The following is a 17,917-nucleotide window of genomic DNA, read 5'->3' as shown; positions in this document are numbered from 1 at the left end:
ACGGAATGTCAATCCATGCGAAGGTCACGAGGTGGCGCAACGTCGGGCGATTCTGCGTCGAACGCGTCACCGACTATAGCGAACTGTTCGCGCTGGAAGTCGAAGAGACGCGAAAACGCCTGGTGCGCGAGTTGAGCGCACTCGTGGCGTTGGCGGTCGCGGGGCTGTTCACGCTGTCCTTCATTTGCATCGCGATCATCGCCACCGCGTGGCAGACGGCTTACTTTCTTGCGGTGGCCTGGGGCGTGGCCGCCGCATGGCTGATCGTGTGCATCGCGTCTTTTCTCGTCTGGCGGGCGCAGAAACCGGCGCAATCGATTCACGTGCTCAAGGCCGAAATTCACTCCGATCTCGACGCTCTCAGGGAGTCGCTCAAATGAGTCAGCTACGTCACGCAAACGAGCTTACCCGGCTCACCATTCTGGAACGCATGGAGGCATCGCGAACCGCCCTGGTGGTGGCGAACCAGACTGCCGCGTTGCCGGCGGCGCGGGCGGCGTCGCGCTCCCAGGTGAGCACTGTGCTCGCGTCGCTCACCGAGGCGCCGCATGTCGCGTTGCTGCTCGCTTTGGTGGTCGGCGGCATCGTGCTGGGGCCGCGCCGCACGCTGTCGATCGCGGGCCGCTCCGGTGCTGCGGCGTGGATTGCCCGCAATGTGCGGCGCTCCATCGCGCAGTGATCGTTCACGCGCCGACAGGCTTCGCCTGTTTCGCCGCGAAGTCCCAGTACAGCGCCTGCTTCGTCTCGACCGGTGCGGGCAGCAGTCCCGCGCGATAGAACGCGTCGGCGATCGTCTGCTGCTCGCTGAAATTCGGCGGCGCGAGCGCTCGCACCAGATAGCTGCGCCGGGTGTTGGCGCGTTCGATCGTCGGCGCGTCGAGTCCCCACACCGGCGCGAGCGTGTTGGCCGCGTCGAGCGGATTCGCGCGCAACCAGTCGCCGGCCGTCTGCAACTGCTCGAACACGGTCTCGATGATTTGCGGATGCGCGTCGGCGTACGTGCGCGACGCGAGGTAGTAGCGCTGATAGGACGCGAGGCCCGCGCCGTCGCTCAGTATGCGCACGTCGCCGTCGCGCTCGACCGACGCTACATACGGATCCCAGGTGATCCAGACGTCGACGCTGCCGCGCTCGAACGCGGCGCGGCCATCGGCCGGGCTCAGGTAGTTGACGCCGACGTCGGCGGGCTTGAGCCCCGCGCGCGCGAGCGCCGCAAGCAGCAGATAGTGGCTGCCCGCCGCCTTCGTCACCGCGATGCGGCGGCCCTTCAGATCGGCCAGCGTGCGCAGCGGGCCGTCCTTCTTCACGATGATCGCCTGCGCGCCCGGCGATGGCGCTTCCTGCGCGACGTAAACGAAGCGCGCATGCGCGGCCTGGGCGAAGATCGGCACGGTATCGGCGACATCGGCGCTGAAGTCGACGGCATCGACGTTGAGCGCTTCCGTCAGCGGCAGTCCGCTCGCGAACTCGTTCCAGGAGATGCGCACGTTGAGCGGCGCGAGCGCTTTTTCCAGCGATCCGCGCGCCTTCAGCAACGTAATGAGGGTAGAAGACTTCTGATAGCCGATGCGCAGCGCGACAGGCGCGCTCTGCGAGAAGCCGCGCGGAGCGCTGGCGGCCAGTAGTGATGCCACTGCGAAGCGGGTGAATGCGCGCCGTGTTATTTGCGTCATGACGTGGGCGTCCTGTCGAGCGGTGAAAACGGGAGAATCGAGCCATCGTAACAACCCGATCTCATCGCGCTAACCGACGGATTTAGCTATCGATCGCAGTGATCGTCATATGCGGCAAGCCACAACGCTTTTCGCGACTTCGCGATCCGTACCTGCCGTCCAGTTGACTGCGAGCGTGCTCGCGTCAACGCTGACGCAGCTGTCCGATGTCCACGAATTACGGACAGCTGCGGCATCGCACCGGGTTCCTATACTGCGTCGTCCGCTGTTCATGGGACGCCATGTCGACGGTGAGCGGAGCAGAACGTTGCGGACAAATAGAAGTAAAAAGCGCTGTGCAAATGAGAGAAGCCGAGACCGCGCGACCCAGCTGACCTACACTCGTCGGCAGCGGTATCGGCGCCGTATCGGCCCTTACGCCCGCCTTGCGCGCGGGTGCCAGTCAACGTCGGTGGAACATCATGGCTGCCAGTGCTGACGAATTAGCGAGCCGTCCAGCCAAAAAGGCTGATTACGCCCGAGAGAACCAGTCGCTGCTGCGGCTCGCGCGCGCGCAAACCGGCTCGCGTGAACACCTGTTGAACGCGATTGCCAGCGAGGCCATGGCGTTGTGCTGCGCGGGCAGCGCGGGCATCAGTCTGGTCGAGGGGCCACCGGACAGCCGGCGCTTTCGCTGGCTCGCGGTGGCGGGCCTGTGCGCCGGTCTGCAGGGACGCACGACGGCGTGGGACGAATGTCCTTGCGGCGTCACGCTCGAAGGGGGCGCGGCGCGCCTGTTCGTCGATCCGCAACAGCGGTTCCCCAGTCTGAACTTTCCGGGCGTCGAGGTGCCCGAGGGGATCGTCGTACCCATTCCGTGCGATAACGGCCACCTCGGCGCGATATGGGTGATGTCGCACCACACCGGGTGCCGCTTCGACAGCGAAGACGCACGGGTGCTGTCGGATCTCGCGATGGTCGCGGGCGCGGCCGTGACGATGGTCAACGTTCGCGACGACGGCGCGGACAACGACCGCCGCCACAACGAGTTCATCGCGATGCTCGCGCACGAGCTGCGCAACCCGATGGCGCCTATCGATGGCGCGATCGCCGCGGCCAAGCGTCTGGTGGTCGACAACGACAAGGCGGACGCGGTGCTGACCATCGCGCAACGGCAGATGAAGCATCTGCGCACCCTTGTCGACGATCTGCTCGACGCCGCGCGTCTGAAACACGGAAAGCTGACGATCCGGCGCAGCGATACGCTGCTGGCCGAGATCGTCTCCGACGCGGTCGCCGCGATCGACCACGACGTGCGCTCGCGCGGCCATACGCTGAAACTGACCGGTCTGGACAGCGCGATTCCGGTGCGCGCCGACCATGTGCGGCTCAGTCAGGTGCTCGGCAATCTGCTGTCGAACGCGGCGAAGTACACGCCGGCGGGCGGACTGATCGAGCTGACGGTTCGCGCTGGAGATCCGTCCGACGCGCGGATGCTCGTGATCGAAGTCAGCGATAACGGCATCGGCATCGATTCGTCGATCGCGCCGCATGTGTTCGACCTGTTCGCGCAGTGCTCGAGCGGCAGCGCGCGCTCGGAAGGCGGGCTCGGCATCGGTCTGGCCGTCGCCAAACGGCTGGTCGAGCTGCACGATGGCGAAATCGACATCCATAGCGATGGACCGGGCTGCGGCACCCGCGTCACACTGCGTTTGCCGATCCTGCGAACGCAGCCGCTAGCGCCGCCTGCCGACGCCTCGGACAAGGGCAGGGACTTCCGGGCGCTGCGCATCGTTCTGGTGGACGACAACGTCGACGCGTTGCATGTTTTGTGCGTGCTGCTCGACCTGGAGGGTTATCGCGTGTCCGCGGTCGACAACGGTCGCGCGGCCATCGACCTGATCACGCGAACCAGGCCGGAACTTGCCATCGTCGACGTCGCGATGCCCGTCATGGACGGCTTCGAGGTCGCACGCAGAATTCGCGCGAACCCCGAGTTGAACGGCACGATCCTCGTCGCGCTGACCGGCTATTCGTCGGACACGGACCGCAGCCAGACGCTTGCCGCGGGCTTCGATCATCATCTGAGCAAGCCGTTGTCGCTGGAAAAACTGCGGGACGTGCTGGCGAATTCGGAGTGGCTGGTTGGCGGCGGTCGGTGACCGGCGGAGCCTGCGCAACTCTTCCAGCCTGCTAGACTGGAAATTGCCCTGCAAGCCACGGAGGGAGATATGACGACCGTCTACGTCGTAAAGACCGGCGAGAAGTTCCTCTGCACCGCGGAGGACGGCGACATCGGCATGGCGCCGGAGATCAAGGAGGCCACGTCGTTTCGCTCGTACGAGGAAGCGAATAAAGTCGCGGCCGAGAACGCCGACCCCGGATACGAAATCCTGACCGTCGACGTGAACAAACGCTGATGATGTGTTAGCTGTTCGCGCTCAGGCGCTCAGCGAAAGAATCAGTAGTTCAGCAGGCGCCATGCAATATGGCGCGCGTGCGGGTGCGCGCGAAATTCGGCAACTACTCCAAAGGCTCGAGCGAGTTCGTGTTTTCGCATAGCACGACCCTCCATGCCGTCCCTGGCAGGGACGGCATGTTCTCCATCGTCGAGCCGGTCAGACGAGCACGCTTAAGATCCGCCAAAGAACACCGGCTTCATCCCAGTCGCGCCGGCCGGATGGCCCATCTGCTGCGTACCGCTGGTCGCAGGACCATAGCCGCTGCTCTGACCTGCGGCAGGGGCGGTGGTGGTCGGCATATAGGTAGGAAAGTCGACGGTATTCGCGTTGGCCGGATTGAAGCCGGCTTGCTCGAGTTGCGCGATCTCTGCCTGGACTTGCGCGTGCGTCAGCGTGCTTTCGGTCTGTGCCACCGATGCAATCGGCAAAGCCATGACAGCGACCGCGCAAACTGTGTGGACTAACGTCTTCATGATGGCCCACCTCCTTGTTAATTACTCCGGCTGACTCGCGCTTCGCTTTTCGCGGTCAGCTGATCAAAGATTAGGTGAGGAACCATACAGTGTTCGCTTATTTTTTATGGTATCGGCTCGTCGATCAGCCGACGCTGATCGACGTTCGCGCCCGAATGCGCAGATGCCGGCCGCGCATCCGACGCCAGCCTTCCAGGCTTGCGGACGCGAGCCGACATCAACGGATGCCGCCGTCGAACAGCTCAGGTGCGCGTAATCGAAGCCCCGCCGTCGACCAGCGAAGCCGTACCCGTCACGAAGGACGAATCGTCGGAAGCGAGGTAGAGCGCCGAGCGGGCAATCTCTTCCGGCTTCGCGACCCGCTTGAGCGCGTGCAGCCCGGTCACGAAGGTCTGCGATTCAGCGGTATCGTTCATGCCGCGATACATCTCCGTGTCCACCGCGCCCGGCAGGATCGCGTTGACGCGCACGCCTTGCGGGCCGTATTCGGCCGCGAGCGCTTGCGTGAGTCCGATCAGCCCGGCTTTGCTCGCGGCGTAGGCGGCCGTTCCCGGGAACGCGAACGAGTAGCCGACGAAGGTCGACGTGAAGATGATCGATCCGCCGCCGTGCTTGATCATTTCAGGAATCTGGTGCTTGGCGCCGATAAACGCGCTGGTCAGGTTGGTCGCCAGCGTCGCCGACCAGCCTGCTTCCGACACGCCGGTCGACGGTCCCATCTCACCGAGTGTCCCCGCATTGTTGTACGCGATGTCGAGACGGCCGAAACGGCTGACGGCGAGTGCGACCAGCGCTTTCGCGAATTCTTCGGATTGCACGTCCCCCGCCAGCGAGACAGCCGTACCGCCGTCGCGAGCAATCTCGCTGACCAGCGTCTCGAGTTCGGCTTCGCGGCGTGCGGCCACCACAACCTTCGCGTCTTCCGCGGCGAACAACTTTGCGGCGGCGCGACCAATGCCCGCGCTGGCGCCGGTGACGATAGCGACTTTTCCTGTCAAGCGTTGCATGTTGAATCTCCGGTTTGATCATCGGCCGACGCCCACTGCGTCGGCTCGTTGAGAGGCACTATAAGATTCCGTTCTTGAGACAGAAAGACCAAAAACATAGCGGTATCATTCAGCTTTTATGAATGATCGGAGCGCCACTATGGACCGGCTGCGCGCGTTTGAGGTTTTCGTAACGGTCGTCACCCGGGGCAGCTTTGCGCGCGCGGCCGATGCGCTCGAAACCTCGCCCGCGAACGTGACCCGCTATGTGAATGACCTTGAGGCGCACCTCGGCGCGCGGCTGCTGAATCGCACCTCACGCAGATTGTCTCTTACCGAGGCCGGTGAAACGCTTTATTCGCGCAGCCAGGCCATTCTCGAAGACGTTGCCGAAACGGAAGGACTCGTGTCGACGACGTCGATCGAACCGCGTGGACGGCTGCGTATCAATGCGCCGGTCAGCTTCGGCATCCAGCATCTCGCGCCGCTATGGCCACGGTTCATGCAGCAATATCCCGACGTCGAGCTCGACATCACGCTGATAGACCGTGTCGTCGATATCGTCGAGGAGGGCTACGATCTCGCCATCCGCATCTCGCGCGCCGGCACGGTCGATCACGCGGCCCGCAAACTGGCGACGTCGACCAACATCCTGTGTGCATCGCCCGCTTATCTGAAGCGTTCAGGACATCCGCAAACGCCGCTGGAGCTGCTCGGACATCGATGTATCGGCTATACGTATGCGGCCACGGCGGACGTGTGGCAACTGATCGACAAAGACGGCAAAACGCATGCTGTCGAGGTGAACTGCCAGATGCACACCAATAACGGCGACACCGCGCGCGCGGCGGCGCTCGCGGGGCACGGCGTGATCTGGCAGCCGACGTTTCTGATCGGCGAGGACCTCCGCGCGGGCCGGCTGCTGCGGGTATTGCCTGAATACCGCTTGCCGGATATCGATGTGCTCGCGCTGTATCCGAGCCGTCGCCACGTGAGCGCAAAAGTTCGTGCGGCGATCGATTTTCTGGTCGATGCGTTCTCGGGCGTGCCGCCGTGGGACAAGACGTGAAGGAATGTGTGCCGGCAACTCCCGAAACGGGATGCCTGCAATAGCGGCAGCGGCCGCCGGCCATGGCGCGTTCGATAGCATGATTCAACTGGAATTCGGCCAGGCACCGTTCTTTAATGTGCGATATGGCGCGTAATGCAGGAGAGCTGCACCCCGGATGAAAGCTGCACATTGAATCGCCGGCACGGTCGCCCTCCAACAAGCTCACGCACTGCAGGTCGGATCAGCGATGTCCCGGAACAAGAACCGACGGGAGACATTCGTGAGAACACTGGGCGCCATCGGCGCTGGTCTGATTTGCTGTTCATGCGCGGCCGCGGCCTACGCCGCCGACATCAAAGGAGCCGGCAGCACGTTCGCCGCTCCTCTCTACACCCGCTGGGCCGCCGACTACCAGAAGTCGGGTGGAAGCAGGGTGATCTATCAGGGCACGGGTTCGTCCGATGGGCTCAAGCAGGTGATCGCGCGGGAGGTCGACTTTGCGGGCTCGGACGCGCCGCTGACCGACGATCAACTGGCCCGCAACGGCTTGCGGCAATTTCCAACCGTGATCGGCGGCGTGGTGCCCGTCGTGAACCTTCCGGGGCTCAAAGCCGGCGAGGTGATGCTGACGGGGCCGGTCATCGCCGATATCTTTCTCGGCAAGATCCAGTTCTGGGACGACCCGGTAATCGTGCGGTTGAACCCGAAGCTCAAGATGCCGAATTACCCGATCGCCGTGGTGCGTCGCCAGGATGGTTCGGGCACGACGCTGATCTGGACTCACTACCTCGCGCAGGTCAGTCCCGAATGGAAGCGCAGGGTCGGCGAAGGCACTAGCGTGCGATGGCCGCTCGGCATCGGCGGCAAAGGCAACGAGGGCATTGCCACGTACGTCGGCTATCTGCCCGGCGCGATAGGCTATGTCGCCTGGGATTTCACCAAACAGAACCGCTTGAAGTACGTGGCCATGACCAATGCGGCGGGCAAGGTCGTGCAGCCCAGCGCCGCGACCTTCAACGCAGCGGCGGCGAGCGCCGACTGGTCGGGTTCCCTGTCGCAGTTGCTGACCAACCAGCCGGGCAGGGATGCGTGGCCGGTCATGGGCGCGACCTATGTGTTGCTGCCCACGACGCCGAACCAGCCGGGCCACGACGAAGCCACGCTGAGGTTTTTCGAATGGGCGTTGAGCCACGGCGGACCGACGGTCAGCGCACTGGACTACGTCCCGTTGCCTGACCTGGTCGTGACGAAGATCCGCTCACAATGGCCCGCCGAGCCGGGCGAAAAGCCGGTGCGCAAAGTGCTCGCGGTGCCGTGAGCCGAACTGCGCTTCGTGTTGCCGCGATGGCTAGCCTGAGCTGTCCCGCGCGGTCATGTCGCCGCAGGCGAGGCTTTTGCGAGTCGCTGCCGAGGCTGGCTTATGCGACGTGTACCCGGGGCGTGCATACAGGGACCGACGATGTACCCGAACTCGATGAAAGGGAGTCGTCAGGACGAGTGGGGCGAGCTCGTCCTGATCGTGATGAAGACCAGTCTCGCGGTGGCGCACGAGCTGGAATTGACGCCTGACGCCGTGCTCGACTGTGCTGCGAGGCATCTGCGCTTCGATGATTTCCGGTGTTTCGCGGCGGCGATGCTGGGTGCGGCGCGGGCGCAAGCGTGGTGTCGCCGGCGCGACGCCGGTCCATCGGTGGAGGCGTCACACATCAAGACCCTTGCTGCGCGCGTCGATATCGACAGGAACGTGCTCGCGTTCATGCCGGCGCTGTGCGCAGCCGAACCTCCGGATCACACGAGCGCTCCTGCTCACGCCTATGAACAGGTCGTCGCGGCCCTTCAGCAGTTGAAAGAAGACGTGCAACGCGTCTTTTCGCGCGGCGGCAGCGCTTTCAGCCGTGCGGACATCGAAGGCGCATCCGGCTTCGCAAAGGCGCTCGAGGCGATCATGCCGGCCGACGACGATTCCAACGCCTTCGAGCGCGCGTTCGCCGCGCTTTTGCAGGTGCGGTTTTCATCGCAACTCCAGCTCGTGCCTGGCGATGCGGAGCCGGTGCTGCGGGTTCAGGGCGCCGATGTCGATGCTCGAGGCAGCCGGACGCCTCTACCTTGATGCCGAAGCGTTTTGTAAATTCGTGCAGTCGTGTGTTGCGCATGTCGATTTCTCCCGTGATGATTCGTCGTAGTCACTCGAGGCAGCCTTGCCTTCAGATATTTTCGTCTTCAAAGGAAAAACCCAAATGCGCGTCATGGTCATCATCAAGGCAACCCCCGAATCCGAAGCGGGGCAAATGCCGACTACGGAACTCCTCACGGCGATGGGGCAGTACAACGAGCAATTGGTCAAGGCCGGCATCATGCAAGGCGGCGACGGGCTGAAGCCCAGTTCTGCCGGCGCTCGCGTGCGGTTCTCAGGGAAGGACCGCACCGTCATCGACGGCCCGTTTGCGGAAACCAAGGAATTGATTGCCGGCTACTGGGTGTGGCAGGTTCAATCGATGGACGAAGCGATCGAATGGGTCAAGCGCTGCCCGAATCCGATGCTGAGTGATTCGGAAATCGAGATTCGCCCGTTCTTTGAACCGGCGGACTTTGGCGAAGCCTTTACGCCCGAGCTTCAGGAAGAGGAAAACCGTCTGCGCAAGCAAATCGACGGGCAGATGCGTTGACGATTCTCACGCAATTAGCGTGTGGGCTTCCAGTCCGTTGTCCGGAAGCCCGATTCCATGGGTGACGATTGCCGTCAATGCGAAGGTATCTGCTCGATCTTGGCGGCGCTCAGGTCGCTCGGGAAGCAATGCGGATGTTCGAAGCCCGTCGGAGATCCGCTCGTCGAGTAGACGATGTTATCCGTGTTGTTCGGACCTTGACCGGCGGGCACACTGCCGAGCCCCGCGAGCTTGCGCATGCGATACGCGATCGCATGATCGGCGCAGGCGCTATCGCCGCTTACGCCTAATCCTCCAATGACTTTCCCTCCCGCATAAAGCGCGACGCCGCCACCGAAGGTAATCACGCCGCCAAGCGTGTGTCCGATGCCGCTGCCCTGTTCGAGGAAGCGCGCGTCAAAAGGATTCGAATTATTCAGTCCATAAAGGGAGCCGCCGGGTTGCGTGGCCGCGTAGAGGTTCGCCGTGGATAGCGCGAGCGCATCGTTGCTAAAGCCGTTCGCGGTATAAGCCTTTGCGATCGCGATGGCCCGACTGCCAGGCCAGGCGTCCCCGGTCACGATCACCGAACAGAGATGTCCCTGCCGATCGACGATGGCCGCCCACATCCGATTGGGTGTGAAGATCCCGCCGTTGCCATCTGGCAGGTTCACGACCGTACGCAACTGTCTTTCCACCAATGCGACCGTACCTTGCGGTAGCGTGCATCGGGCTTGTGGGACGTCATCATCGCCAGTCGCGCGACTTTCGTGCGAAAACGACGCAATGCAAAACGCTGCGACAGCGAGGGTAAGCATCTTACGCATGACGATTCTCCTGACGATCGATTTGACAGCAGGCACGCTGTAGGCGAGAGGGTGCGCAAACAGTAGGACAGCCAATGAAATAAACGACTCATTGCTGTTGAATGCGGGCGCGAGCTCATGAGAGCGAACTCGTGTAAATAGTGAAGACCATCATGCAAAGCTGAGTGGCCAAAACAAAGTCCACCTCGGCCACGCGGCACGTCAGTAACGTAATAAGTGATGGCGATGGTTTTGATCGATTTGATGGTGCGGCATATAGTTGGCGCGTGCGAAACACTTTTCCCGGAGATCGACGCGATGCCTTATCTGCAACTTGATGTAAACGATCACTACTCTGTCGAGAGTAAAAGACTGCTCGCGGCGAAAATGAGTGAGACCTATGCCCGGATGATGTCGGTCGATGTCAGGCGAATCAGCGTAGCCATACGAGAGCTCGGTCCGGGCGGCGTGTGGCGCATTGCCGAGGAGAGCGGGGAGCCGGTGCCCGTTGCCTTGATGATGCTCGATATCAGAAGAGGGCGGCCGCCGGAGTTGCGCATGGAGTTGGCCAAAGCCCTTTGCTCGCTCTGCATCGAGATTCTGGGCCTGCGCGAAGACCGACTCAACGTCGAATTCACGCAGCACTCGGGCGACGAGATGTATCACCCGGCGCTCGGAGGTTATAGTCCGGAATGGGAGCCGGGCCAGAGATGAGTGTTCGCAGGATCGGATCTACGCCGGTTGCGCCACAACCTGATTCGAAATAGGAGAAGGGCCATGAGCAGGCTTGCCACATCGCTGGCAAAGAATCGGCGGACGCGACCGTGGTGGATGGTCTTGATCGCCACGGTGTTCTGTTTCCTGTGCCACAGCGTCGTCGCGCAAGCGGACGACAGCGCGGCTCGCCTGCGCGAGAAATATCAAGGTCTGACGCAGCAACTCGCGCACAACCCGTTTCATCGGCCGCTGTACCTCGAATCGCAGGAGCTGCCGTCGGCGCTCAAGGGCGATATCTACGGTGTGCTCAACTATCCTTTCGCGGTGGTCAGCGGCGCGCTCAGCGACCCTGCTCAGGGCCCGGCCAACTGGTGCGACGTGCTGATCCTGCATCTGAACACCAAATACTGCCACGCGTCGATCAGCGATAGCGGTACGGTCCTCACCGTGAACATCGGCAAGAAGACCGAGGAAACTCTTTCGTCGTCGTACCGCGTGCAATTCAACTTTAGCCCGGTAGCGAGCACCGCTGATTATTTTCGCGTCGAGCTCTCCGCGGCCACGGGTCCGCTGAGCACGAAGGACTACCGTATCGTGCTTGAAGCGATCCCGGTCGGCGATAACCGTACCTTTATTCACCTGACCTACGCATACGGATACGGCACCGCGGGACGGATCGCGATGAAAACCTATCTGGCGACGATCGGCAGCGACAAGGTCGGCTTTTCGTTGACGCCCGATTCGTCGCCGAGCGAGCCGCAATACATCGGCGGCGTGCGCGGCCTGGTCGAACGCAATACGATGCGCTATTTCCTCGCTATCGATGCCTATCTTGGCGCGCTTTCCAGCCCGCCCAACGCCCGGCTCGACAAACGTCTGGCCGACTGGTTCGATGCGACCGAGCAGTTTCCGCGGCAATTGCACGAGGTCAGCCGCGCCGACTATATGCAGATGAAGCACAACGAGTATCAACGTCAGCAGACCGCCCAGTGACGAGCGCGGCGTCTGATCAATGCAACGCCATCACGCGTTGAAGATTTTTTTCGCCTGGATGTCGATCGGGTGGTGCGTCGATCGTCGTTAGCTGGTAAGGCAATCGGTCAGGAACCCCTCGTAATCCGACTCAGGAGCACACACTGTGAACAGGCTCGACAATCCAATCCTGCAAGTTCTGGAAGGCTACACAGCCGCGGTATGGGCCAAAGACGTGGACGCGTTCGTCGCGCTCTACGACCGCGATGCGGTGATCTTCGACATGTGGGGTACGTGGTCGTACAACGGCATCGCATCGTGGCGTGCGATGGCGGAGGGCTGGTTCGGTTCGCTGGGTGCGGATCGCGTGATCGTGGATTTCAGCGAGGCGCAAACGATGGTCGCCGCGGACCTTGCCGTCATTCACGCCTTCGCGACATACAAAGCCGTCGACGCCGGCGGCGCGGAACTGCGTGCGATGGACAATCGCCTGACCATGACGCTGAGGCAGCAGGCCGACGGATGGAAGATCGTCCACCAGCACACCTCTTCTCCGATCGAGGCCGGCACGGCGCAGGTGATTTTCAGGCGCTAGCGGTTTGGTGGTTCGACAGCGCGCTTCGACTCGCGAATAATCATGGCTGCGCGACTTTCCCATTAGCGACGTACCTTCTGTCTGAAAGCAGCCATGAAACCATTGCTTGCCGGCCAATGCCTTTGCGGTGCCGTCCATTACTCGGTAAAGGACGAATTCGTCTATGCGTTGAACTGCCACTGTTCAAACTGTCGGCGCGCAACCGGCTCGGCGTTCAAACCCTTCGCGGGAATCGAGCGCGGCAAGCTGCGTATCACTGAGGGCGAACACAGCCTGCTGATTTTCGGCGATCAGCGCGCGTCGCACGATGTGCGCTGCAAAATATGCGGAAGCCTGATGTTCTCGGTGGTTCGAAACGGTGAATACGTTCACGTCACACTGGGAACCCTCACGGACTCGCCTACCATCTCTCCCACTGCCCACATTTTCGTGGGTTCCAAGGCGCCGTGGTATTCGATCACTGATCAACTGCCCCAACACGACGAATTCGGGTAACTCCTCGGGTAACGCTCTACCTATCGCAGCATCGCCTCGAAAGACCGAACCACCTCGGCATTGAATCGTTGATGGAACGCCGCCCGGTCGAAGCCCGGCGCGCTGTCGCAAATCTGCGGGCGCAGCCGCGCAAGACGCGCATCGCAGGGCGGCAGAAAGTCGTAGTGGCCTGCGTTGGCCACCACGCGATAGTCGGCAGCGCGGGGCAGGTCGTCCCGCACCGGCTCGTCGTACCACGGATGCGGCTGATGACGATCGTCGGCGGCGCTCCACAGCTGGAGCGCAGCCCGCACGCCGCTCAAGCCCGTGCGGCCGAACGCGAAGCCGAACGAAGGCGCGGCGATCACGACTGCCTTGATGCGCGCATCGTGGACCCAGACACCGGCTGGAACATGCGCGGCGAAATCGACGTCGACGCCAGCATGCCGCAATGCTTCGCACAAGTCATGGTCCGCGTGGACTTCGCAAAACGGGGCGATCTTCGACAGATCCGGGATGCCGCCCGCGGCCACGAGCACGGTGAAGCCACCGTTCGAAAAGCCGAATGCGCCGATGCGATCCGCATCGAGCCGCTCGTGCCCCCGCCAGTCGTCCAGCATGTAGTCCACCAGCCGATGAACCTGCGCGGGGCGGCGCCAGAGTTGCAGCACGCGGCTCTGGTCATCGAAGGTATCGCCGGCGTGGCTGACCGCCGCTGCGACGAAGCCCGCGCGAGCCAGCGCGACAGCCGTGTCGTAATGAGCGCCGTACCAGCCGCCGCCGCCGTGCGACAACACCACCAGCGGCAGGTGATCGCCCGCGATCGGAGCGTCGGCGGCGACGGTCTGGGTAGCGCCGCCCGGCGCGTGCGGTGTGGCCGGCGCGTCGGTCGGATACCAGATTCCGGCAGTAAGCGGCGGCTCGGCGCCGTTCGGTATGTCGACCTTCTGAAAGCCGACCCCGGCGGCGCCGGCCGGCGCGCCGGGCATCAAGGCCAGCAGAACGGCGACGATCGCCAACCATTTCACGGCGTTCTCCTATGAGACCAAAGTCCAATTGAATCTTTGAGGTGCGGGTTCAATAGTAGTGAAACGCCGCGTTCTGTCGACGACAAGGCCGGCGCGATTCTCTTCCTGAAGATGCCGGAATTGCAGGCAGGCCTTGGTATTGGCGTCAAAAACGTTCCAGTGGGTTCGAGTTTTCGCGATTGCTGGCAAATCACGGTGTCGCCGCGCCACCGCGCCGCGACCTCGCCGGAGAGGAACCTATGCTGCTCACACCGCTTTCCCAACGCACGCCTGCGCGAGAGATGCTCGATGTGCTGATCCGCGCAGGACTCATTGCGATCCTGGCCGTGTTCTGCTTTCGGATCTTCGCGCCGTTTCTTAACCTGATGGCCTGGTCGGTGATTCTGGCGATCACGCTGTATCCGCTGCAGGTCCGTCTGCGCCATACACTCGGCGGCAAGGATGGTCTGATCGCCACGCTGATCATCCTCGTCGCGTTTGCCGTGATTCTGGTGCCCACGTATGCATTGGGTCTCGCGGTCGCCGATTCGATCGAGAAATCGATAGCCATTGCGAAGAGCGGCAGCTTCCAGATTCCGCCTCCGGCCGAGTCGGTGGCGAGTTGGCCGATAGTCGGCCAGCGCGTGTACGACTTCTGGCTCCAGGCATCGACGGACCTGACCGGCCTTGCGCATAAGTTCGCCCCGCAGCTGAAGGAGGCCGGTCTTGCCGTGCTGGCAACGGTGACGGGCCTCGGCGCCGGGCTGGTGATATTTTTTGTCGCGCTGATCATCGCTGGAATCCTGATGGCCCACGGTGAGAAGGGCTATCACAGCGCGGTGCAGATCGCCTCGCGCATCTCGGGACCCGAGAACGGGGTTCAGATCGCCGATCTGTGCACGGCGACGATTCGCGCGGTGGCTCAGGGCGTGGTGGGTATCGCGTTCATCCAGATGCTGCTGATCGGCATCGGCTTCATCGTGAAGGGCATACCCGGCGCGGGGCTGCTCGCGCTGGCCGTGCTGCTGCTCGGCATCATGCAACTGCCAGCCACGCTGATCACCATTCCGGTGATCGCCTTCGTGATCGTCACGGACGGTGTGAGCACCGCAAACATCATCTTCGCGGTCTACGTGTTCGTCGCGGGCCTCGCCGACAACGTGCTCAAACCCTTGATGCTGGGCCGCGGCGTTGCGGTGCCGATGCCCGTCGTGCTGATCGGAGCGCTCGGCGGCATGGTGACGGGCGGCGTGATCGGGCTATTCGTCGGGCCCGTGATGCTGGCCGTCGGTTATCAGCTGTTCTGGCGCTGGGTCCGTGACCAGCCGCAACCCGCGCAAGCCGCGCAGATCCACGAACAGAAGCAGACCTGAAGCGCGAGGATGGCTCCGTGTCACCGTTCACGCGTCCGTACGGGATCGCAGCGCTCTTGGGGGCGCTCGGCCTGAGCGGATGCATGCGGGTGGGTCCGGACTTCAAGCCGCAGCATGAAGCGTGGAGCGAGCACTGGAGTAGTGCGTCGATCACGCAGGTCACGCAGCAAAGCGCACAGCCCGACGTGCGCCAATGGTGGCTGATTTTCGGCGACCAGAATCTCGAACGTCTGATTGCGGAAGCCGACGCGAACAACGGCGACCTGAAGATCGCCGGACTGCGCGTGCTCGAGGCGCGCGCGCAGCTCGGCATCGCGCTCGCGGGACGCTATCCGCAGGTGCAGCAGGCGAGTGCCGATGTACTCGCGTCGGCGCGCAAGCGCTCGGGGGGCTCCAATCCGCGCTCGGGTCTCTTCGTGCAGTACGGCGCGGGTTTCGCGATCGGCTGGGAGCTGGATTTCTGGGGGCGTTTCAGCCGCGCGATCGAATCGGCCGACGCCGCGTTCTTCGCCGCGCAAGCGACCCGCGACGATGCGCTGGTTCTATTGCACGCCCAGGTCGCGGATACCTATTTCACGCTGCGGGTCGCACAGGCGCGGCTACGGATCGCGCGCGAGAACGCCCAGTTGCAAAAGCGCAGCTATGACATCGCTCAAAAGCTCTTCAAGGCCGGCGAATCCGATGAGCTCGACTTCCAGCAGGCAAAGACGCAGTACCTCGGGACACTGAGCAGCATCCCCGACCTCGAAAGCCAGATCGTGCTGGCGCGTCATGCGCTGTCGGTGCTGATCGGACGAGCGCCGGGTCCGCTGCCGGAACTCGACGTGCAGCCGGGCAAGGAAGGCGTAGTGCCGCTGGTGGATCATGCGGTGTTGCAGGACGTGCCGGCCGATCTGCTGTTGCGCCGCCCGGACGTTCGCGCGGCCGAGTATCAGATGGCTTCGCAGTCGGCGCTGATCGGCGTGGCCAAAGCGGATCTGTACCCGTCCATATCGTTGCTCGGCACGCTCACGTGGACCGCCAGTTCGCTCGCGGGCGCACCGAGCACACTGCTCTTTGCCGCGGGCCCGAGCGTCACGTGGAACGTGTTCGATTACGGCAGGATCACGAACAACGTGCGTGTCCAGGACGCGCGGCTGCAAGAGTTGACGGTCGCTTATCAGAACACGGTGCGCGAGGCGGCGCGCGAGGCCGACGATGCCGCGACCGCGCTGATCGCCGCGTTGCAGCGCGACACCATTCTGAATGACGCGCAACGCGCGGCGCGGCGCTCGCTGACCCTCGCCAATACGATCTATCGGGAAGGGTATTCGGACTTCCAGCGGGTGCTCGATGCGCAGCGCGCGCTGTTCGCGCAGCAGGACGCGTACGTGGTCAATCGCAGCAATGCGCTCGGCAGTGTGATCGCGCTTTACAAGGCGCTCGGAGGCGGCTGGGAGACCGAACAGCCGCTCGTCGATGCGGCGACGCGCGCGCAGATGCGGCAACGCACGGATTGGGGCGACCTGCTCGACGAAACGGCGCGGACTTCCGGTACGCCGGCGCAGGCCGAAGGGGCGTCACGATGAGCGATACCCAGGATACCCGCGAGCCGCAAACCGCCGCTTCGCCGAAGTCGCCGACGCCTGCCGCGGACCCTTCGCGTAGGGCGGTCAAGGTGGTCGTCTGTCTGATCGTGCTGAGCCTGATCTGGTATCTGCTCGCCGACCGTTTCACGCCGTATACGCAGCAGGCGCGGATTCAGGCCTATGTCGTGCCCGTCGCCGCAGAGGTGTCGGGGCGCGTGACCCGGGTGTTCGTCCACAACAACCAGGATGTCAACGCGGGGGACGTGCTGTTCGAAGTCGATAGCGAGCCCTACCGCATTGCCGCCGACCGCGCGCGCGCCGATCTGGAGTCCACGCGCCGTCAGGTCGGGGCCAGCACGGCCGGTATCGAGTCGGCTCTCGCGGCGTTGCGGGCCGCCATCGCGAACGAGGTCAAGGCGCGCCAGGACAGCGACCGTCTCGAGCGGCTCTATCGTGAAGACGAGGGCACCGTTTCGCTGCGACGTCTCGAAGTCGCGCGGGCGACGCATGCACAGGCGCTAAGCCAGGTCGACGGAGCGCGTGCCGAAGTCGAGCGCGCGCGGGAGCAGCAGGGCGGACACGAGGCGGAAAACGCTCAGTTGCGCAGCGCCGCCAGCGCATTGGAGAAGGCCGAACTCGATCTCGCGAATGCGCGGGTCAGGGCCCGTTCGAGCGGCGTCGTAACCGATCTGCGCACGGAAGTCGGTCAGTTCGCGGCGGCGGGCAATCCGGTGATGACGCTGATCGCGATCCGCGACGTGTGGGTTAGCGCCGACATGACGGAGAACAATCTGGGTCATCTGAAACCCGGCACGCGCGTCGAAATCGCATTGGACGTGCTGCCCGGTGAAGTGTTCGACGGGCGGGTTCGCAGTGTCGGCTACGGCGTGAGCGTGGGACAGACCACGCCGGCCGGCAGCCTGCCCACCGTGCAGAATAGCCGCGACTGGCTGCGTCCCGCACAACGCTTTCCGGTGATCGTCGAATTCGACGACAACGAGCGCGCGCGCCTGCGCGATCTGCGGGTGGGCGGGCAGGCCGAAGTGATGGCGTTTCCGACCCAGGGCAATCCGCTCAATCCGCTGGGACACGCGTTCATCCGGCTGATGAGCTGGCTTTCTTATGTCTATTGAGAG

The 17,917-nt window shown here is 63.3% G+C and carries 20 protein-coding genes; 15 read left to right on the top strand and 5 right to left on the bottom strand.

Going from position 1 to position 17,917, the window contains the following annotated elements; translation table 11 throughout:
* Positions 1–5: 5 nt before the first annotated feature.
* Both VSR82_RS15300 and VSR82_RS15295 read left to right on the top strand, forming a co-directional pair.
* Complete coding sequence (locus VSR82_RS15300; protein WP_368582734.1) at positions 6–380, top strand: phage holin family protein; 375 nt, start codon at positions 6–8, stop codon at positions 378–380.
* Positions 377–679, top strand: a complete 303-nt coding sequence (locus tag VSR82_RS15295; RefSeq protein WP_429459905.1) for a hypothetical protein — start codon at positions 377–379, stop codon at positions 677–679. The genes VSR82_RS15300 and VSR82_RS15295 overlap by 4 nt, the downstream gene beginning before the upstream one ends.
* 4 nt (positions 680–683) lie before the next feature.
* Here the strand turns inward: VSR82_RS15295 and VSR82_RS15290 are convergent, their stop codons facing one another.
* Positions 684–1,673 (bottom strand): aliphatic sulfonate ABC transporter substrate-binding protein, encoded by a 990-nt coding sequence (locus VSR82_RS15290; protein ID WP_429459903.1) that lies wholly within the window; start codon positions 1,671–1,673, stop codon positions 684–686.
* Between the two features lie 461 nt (positions 1,674–2,134).
* Between VSR82_RS15290 and VSR82_RS15285 the strand changes: the two genes are divergently transcribed.
* Together VSR82_RS15285 and VSR82_RS15280 are read left to right on the top strand one after the other, a co-directional pair.
* Positions 2,135–3,814 carry a hybrid sensor histidine kinase/response regulator gene (locus VSR82_RS15285; RefSeq protein WP_498857889.1) on the top strand — a complete coding sequence of 560 codons (1,680 nt, stop codon included), beginning with the start codon at positions 2,135–2,137 and terminating at the stop codon, positions 3,812–3,814.
* A gap of 69 nt (positions 3,815–3,883) precedes the next feature.
* Positions 3,884–4,072: a hypothetical protein gene (locus tag VSR82_RS15280; RefSeq protein WP_368582738.1), complete on the top strand. Its 189-nt coding sequence runs from the start codon at positions 3,884–3,886 to the stop codon at positions 4,070–4,072.
* Positions 4,073–4,284: 212 nt separating this feature from the next.
* Here the strand turns inward: VSR82_RS15280 and VSR82_RS15275 are convergent, their stop codons facing one another.
* Together VSR82_RS15275 and VSR82_RS15270 are read right to left on the bottom strand one after the other, a co-directional pair.
* Positions 4,285–4,587 carry a DUF4148 domain-containing protein gene (locus VSR82_RS15275; RefSeq protein ID WP_152852133.1) on the bottom strand — a complete coding sequence of 101 codons (303 nt, stop codon included), beginning with the start codon at positions 4,585–4,587 and terminating at the stop codon, positions 4,285–4,287.
* 242 nt (positions 4,588–4,829) lie between these two features.
* The gene (locus VSR82_RS15270) at positions 4,830–5,594 is read right to left on the bottom strand and encodes an SDR family oxidoreductase (RefSeq protein ID WP_368582740.1); all 765 of its coding nucleotides are present in this window, start codon (positions 5,592–5,594) and stop codon (positions 4,830–4,832) included.
* Between the two features lie 139 nt (positions 5,595–5,733).
* Here VSR82_RS15270 and VSR82_RS15265 point away from each other — a divergent pair, with 139 nt between their 5' ends.
* The 4 genes from VSR82_RS15265 (at position 5,734) to VSR82_RS15250 (ending at position 9,290) form a co-directional block, all read left to right on the top strand.
* Entirely contained in the window at positions 5,734–6,642 is a 909-nt protein-coding gene (locus tag VSR82_RS15265) for a LysR family transcriptional regulator (protein WP_410848928.1), read from the top strand.
* A 229-nt stretch (positions 6,643–6,871) separates the two neighbouring features.
* Positions 6,872–7,942 (top strand): phosphate ABC transporter substrate-binding protein PstS, encoded by a 1,071-nt coding sequence (gene pstS, locus VSR82_RS15260; RefSeq protein WP_429459898.1) that lies wholly within the window; start codon positions 6,872–6,874, stop codon positions 7,940–7,942.
* Between the two features lie 141 nt (positions 7,943–8,083).
* On the top strand, positions 8,084–8,734 hold the full coding sequence (locus VSR82_RS15255) for a hypothetical protein (RefSeq protein WP_429459896.1): 651 nt from the start codon (positions 8,084–8,086) through the stop codon (positions 8,732–8,734).
* 127 nt (positions 8,735–8,861) lie between these two features.
* Complete coding sequence (locus tag VSR82_RS15250) at positions 8,862–9,290, top strand: YciI family protein (RefSeq protein ID WP_410849078.1); 429 nt, start codon at positions 8,862–8,864, stop codon at positions 9,288–9,290.
* A gap of 74 nt (positions 9,291–9,364) precedes the next feature.
* On the opposite strand, the gene VSR82_RS15245 is transcribed toward VSR82_RS15250, so the two are convergent.
* The gene (locus tag VSR82_RS15245) at positions 9,365–9,955 is read right to left on the bottom strand and encodes a GlcG/HbpS family heme-binding protein (RefSeq protein ID WP_368582743.1); all 591 of its coding nucleotides are present in this window, start codon (positions 9,953–9,955) and stop codon (positions 9,365–9,367) included.
* Between the two features lie 438 nt (positions 9,956–10,393).
* Here VSR82_RS15245 and VSR82_RS15240 point away from each other — a divergent pair, with 438 nt between their 5' ends.
* From VSR82_RS15240 to VSR82_RS15225, 4 genes are all read left to right on the top strand, one after another.
* Positions 10,394–10,789, top strand: a complete 396-nt coding sequence (locus tag VSR82_RS15240) for a tautomerase family protein (protein WP_368582908.1) — start codon at positions 10,394–10,396, stop codon at positions 10,787–10,789.
* Positions 10,790–10,852: 63 nt separating this feature from the next.
* Positions 10,853–11,785: a hypothetical protein gene (locus VSR82_RS15235; protein ID WP_429459894.1), complete on the top strand. Its 933-nt coding sequence runs from the start codon at positions 10,853–10,855 to the stop codon at positions 11,783–11,785.
* 145 nt (positions 11,786–11,930) lie between these two features.
* Positions 11,931–12,359 carry a YybH family protein gene (locus VSR82_RS15230; RefSeq protein ID WP_429459892.1) on the top strand — a complete coding sequence of 143 codons (429 nt, stop codon included), beginning with the start codon at positions 11,931–11,933 and terminating at the stop codon, positions 12,357–12,359.
* Positions 12,360–12,452: 93 nt separating this feature from the next.
* The gene (locus tag VSR82_RS15225) at positions 12,453–12,854 is read left to right on the top strand and encodes a GFA family protein (RefSeq protein ID WP_152852128.1); all 402 of its coding nucleotides are present in this window, start codon (positions 12,453–12,455) and stop codon (positions 12,852–12,854) included.
* 20 nt (positions 12,855–12,874) lie between these two features.
* Here the strand turns inward: VSR82_RS15225 and VSR82_RS15220 are convergent, their stop codons facing one another.
* Positions 12,875–13,861: an alpha/beta hydrolase family protein gene (locus VSR82_RS15220; protein ID WP_429459889.1), complete on the bottom strand. Its 987-nt coding sequence runs from the start codon at positions 13,859–13,861 to the stop codon at positions 12,875–12,877.
* 239 nt (positions 13,862–14,100) lie between these two features.
* Between VSR82_RS15220 and VSR82_RS15215 the strand changes: the two genes are divergently transcribed.
* From VSR82_RS15215 to VSR82_RS15205, 3 genes are read left to right on the top strand one after another with little or no spacing between them, the layout of a single operon-like run.
* Positions 14,101–15,213, top strand: a complete 1,113-nt coding sequence (locus tag VSR82_RS15215; RefSeq protein WP_368582751.1) for an AI-2E family transporter — start codon at positions 14,101–14,103, stop codon at positions 15,211–15,213.
* A gap of 17 nt (positions 15,214–15,230) precedes the next feature.
* A complete protein-coding gene (locus VSR82_RS15210) occupies positions 15,231–16,781 on the top strand; it encodes an efflux transporter outer membrane subunit (RefSeq protein ID WP_429459887.1) in 1,551 nt (516 codons plus the stop codon).
* Positions 16,778–17,914, top strand: coding sequence for an HlyD family secretion protein (locus VSR82_RS15205; RefSeq protein WP_429459885.1), 1,137 nt, complete (start codon positions 16,778–16,780; stop codon positions 17,912–17,914). Before VSR82_RS15210 ends, VSR82_RS15205 begins: the two co-directional genes overlap by 4 nt.
* The last annotated feature ends 3 nt before the right edge of the window (positions 17,915–17,917 follow it).

This window comes from Burkholderia sp. JPY481 (genome assembly GCF_038900515.1).
GTDB lineage: Bacteria > Pseudomonadota > Gammaproteobacteria > Burkholderiales > Burkholderiaceae > Paraburkholderia > Paraburkholderia youngii.
The sequence above is the reverse complement of the archived record's forward strand: the minus strand, read 5'-3'. Positions and strand labels throughout refer to the sequence as shown.

Bases quoted from the DNA above. Each gene is read 5' to 3' on its own strand.
- VSR82_RS15270 (WP_368582740.1), bottom strand. From the start codon at position 5,594: ATGCAACGCTTGACAGGAAAAGTCGCTATCGTCACCGGCGCCAGCGCG.
- VSR82_RS15240 (WP_368582908.1), top strand. From the start codon at position 10,394: ATGCCTTATCTGCAACTTGATGTAAACGATCACTACTCTGTCGAGAGT.
- VSR82_RS15235 (WP_429459894.1), top strand. From the start codon at position 10,853: ATGAGCAGGCTTGCCACATCGCTGGCAAAGAATCGGCGGACGCGACCG.
- VSR82_RS15275 (WP_152852133.1), bottom strand. From the start codon at position 4,587: ATGAAGACGTTAGTCCACACAGTTTGCGCGGTCGCTGTCATGGCTTTG.
- VSR82_RS15215 (WP_368582751.1), top strand. From the start codon at position 14,101: ATGCTGCTCACACCGCTTTCCCAACGCACGCCTGCGCGAGAGATGCTC.
- VSR82_RS15205 (WP_429459885.1), top strand. From the start codon at position 16,778: ATGAGCGATACCCAGGATACCCGCGAGCCGCAAACCGCCGCTTCGCCG.
- VSR82_RS15295 (WP_429459905.1), top strand. From the start codon at position 377: ATGAGTCAGCTACGTCACGCAAACGAGCTTACCCGGCTCACCATTCTG.
- pstS (WP_429459898.1), top strand. From the start codon at position 6,872: ATGTCCCGGAACAAGAACCGACGGGAGACATTCGTGAGAACACTGGGC.
- VSR82_RS15280 (WP_368582738.1), top strand. From the start codon at position 3,884: ATGACGACCGTCTACGTCGTAAAGACCGGCGAGAAGTTCCTCTGCACC.
- VSR82_RS15255 (WP_429459896.1), top strand. From the start codon at position 8,084: ATGTACCCGAACTCGATGAAAGGGAGTCGTCAGGACGAGTGGGGCGAG.
- VSR82_RS15250 (WP_410849078.1), top strand. From the start codon at position 8,862: ATGCGCGTCATGGTCATCATCAAGGCAACCCCCGAATCCGAAGCGGGG.
- VSR82_RS15265 (WP_410848928.1), top strand. From the start codon at position 5,734: ATGGACCGGCTGCGCGCGTTTGAGGTTTTCGTAACGGTCGTCACCCGG.
- VSR82_RS15225 (WP_152852128.1), top strand. From the start codon at position 12,453: ATGAAACCATTGCTTGCCGGCCAATGCCTTTGCGGTGCCGTCCATTAC.
- VSR82_RS15290 (WP_429459903.1), bottom strand. From the start codon at position 1,673: ATGACGCAAATAACACGGCGCGCATTCACCCGCTTCGCAGTGGCATCA.
- VSR82_RS15300 (WP_368582734.1), top strand. From the start codon at position 6: ATGTCAATCCATGCGAAGGTCACGAGGTGGCGCAACGTCGGGCGATTC.
- VSR82_RS15285 (WP_498857889.1), top strand. From the start codon at position 2,135: ATGGCTGCCAGTGCTGACGAATTAGCGAGCCGTCCAGCCAAAAAGGCT.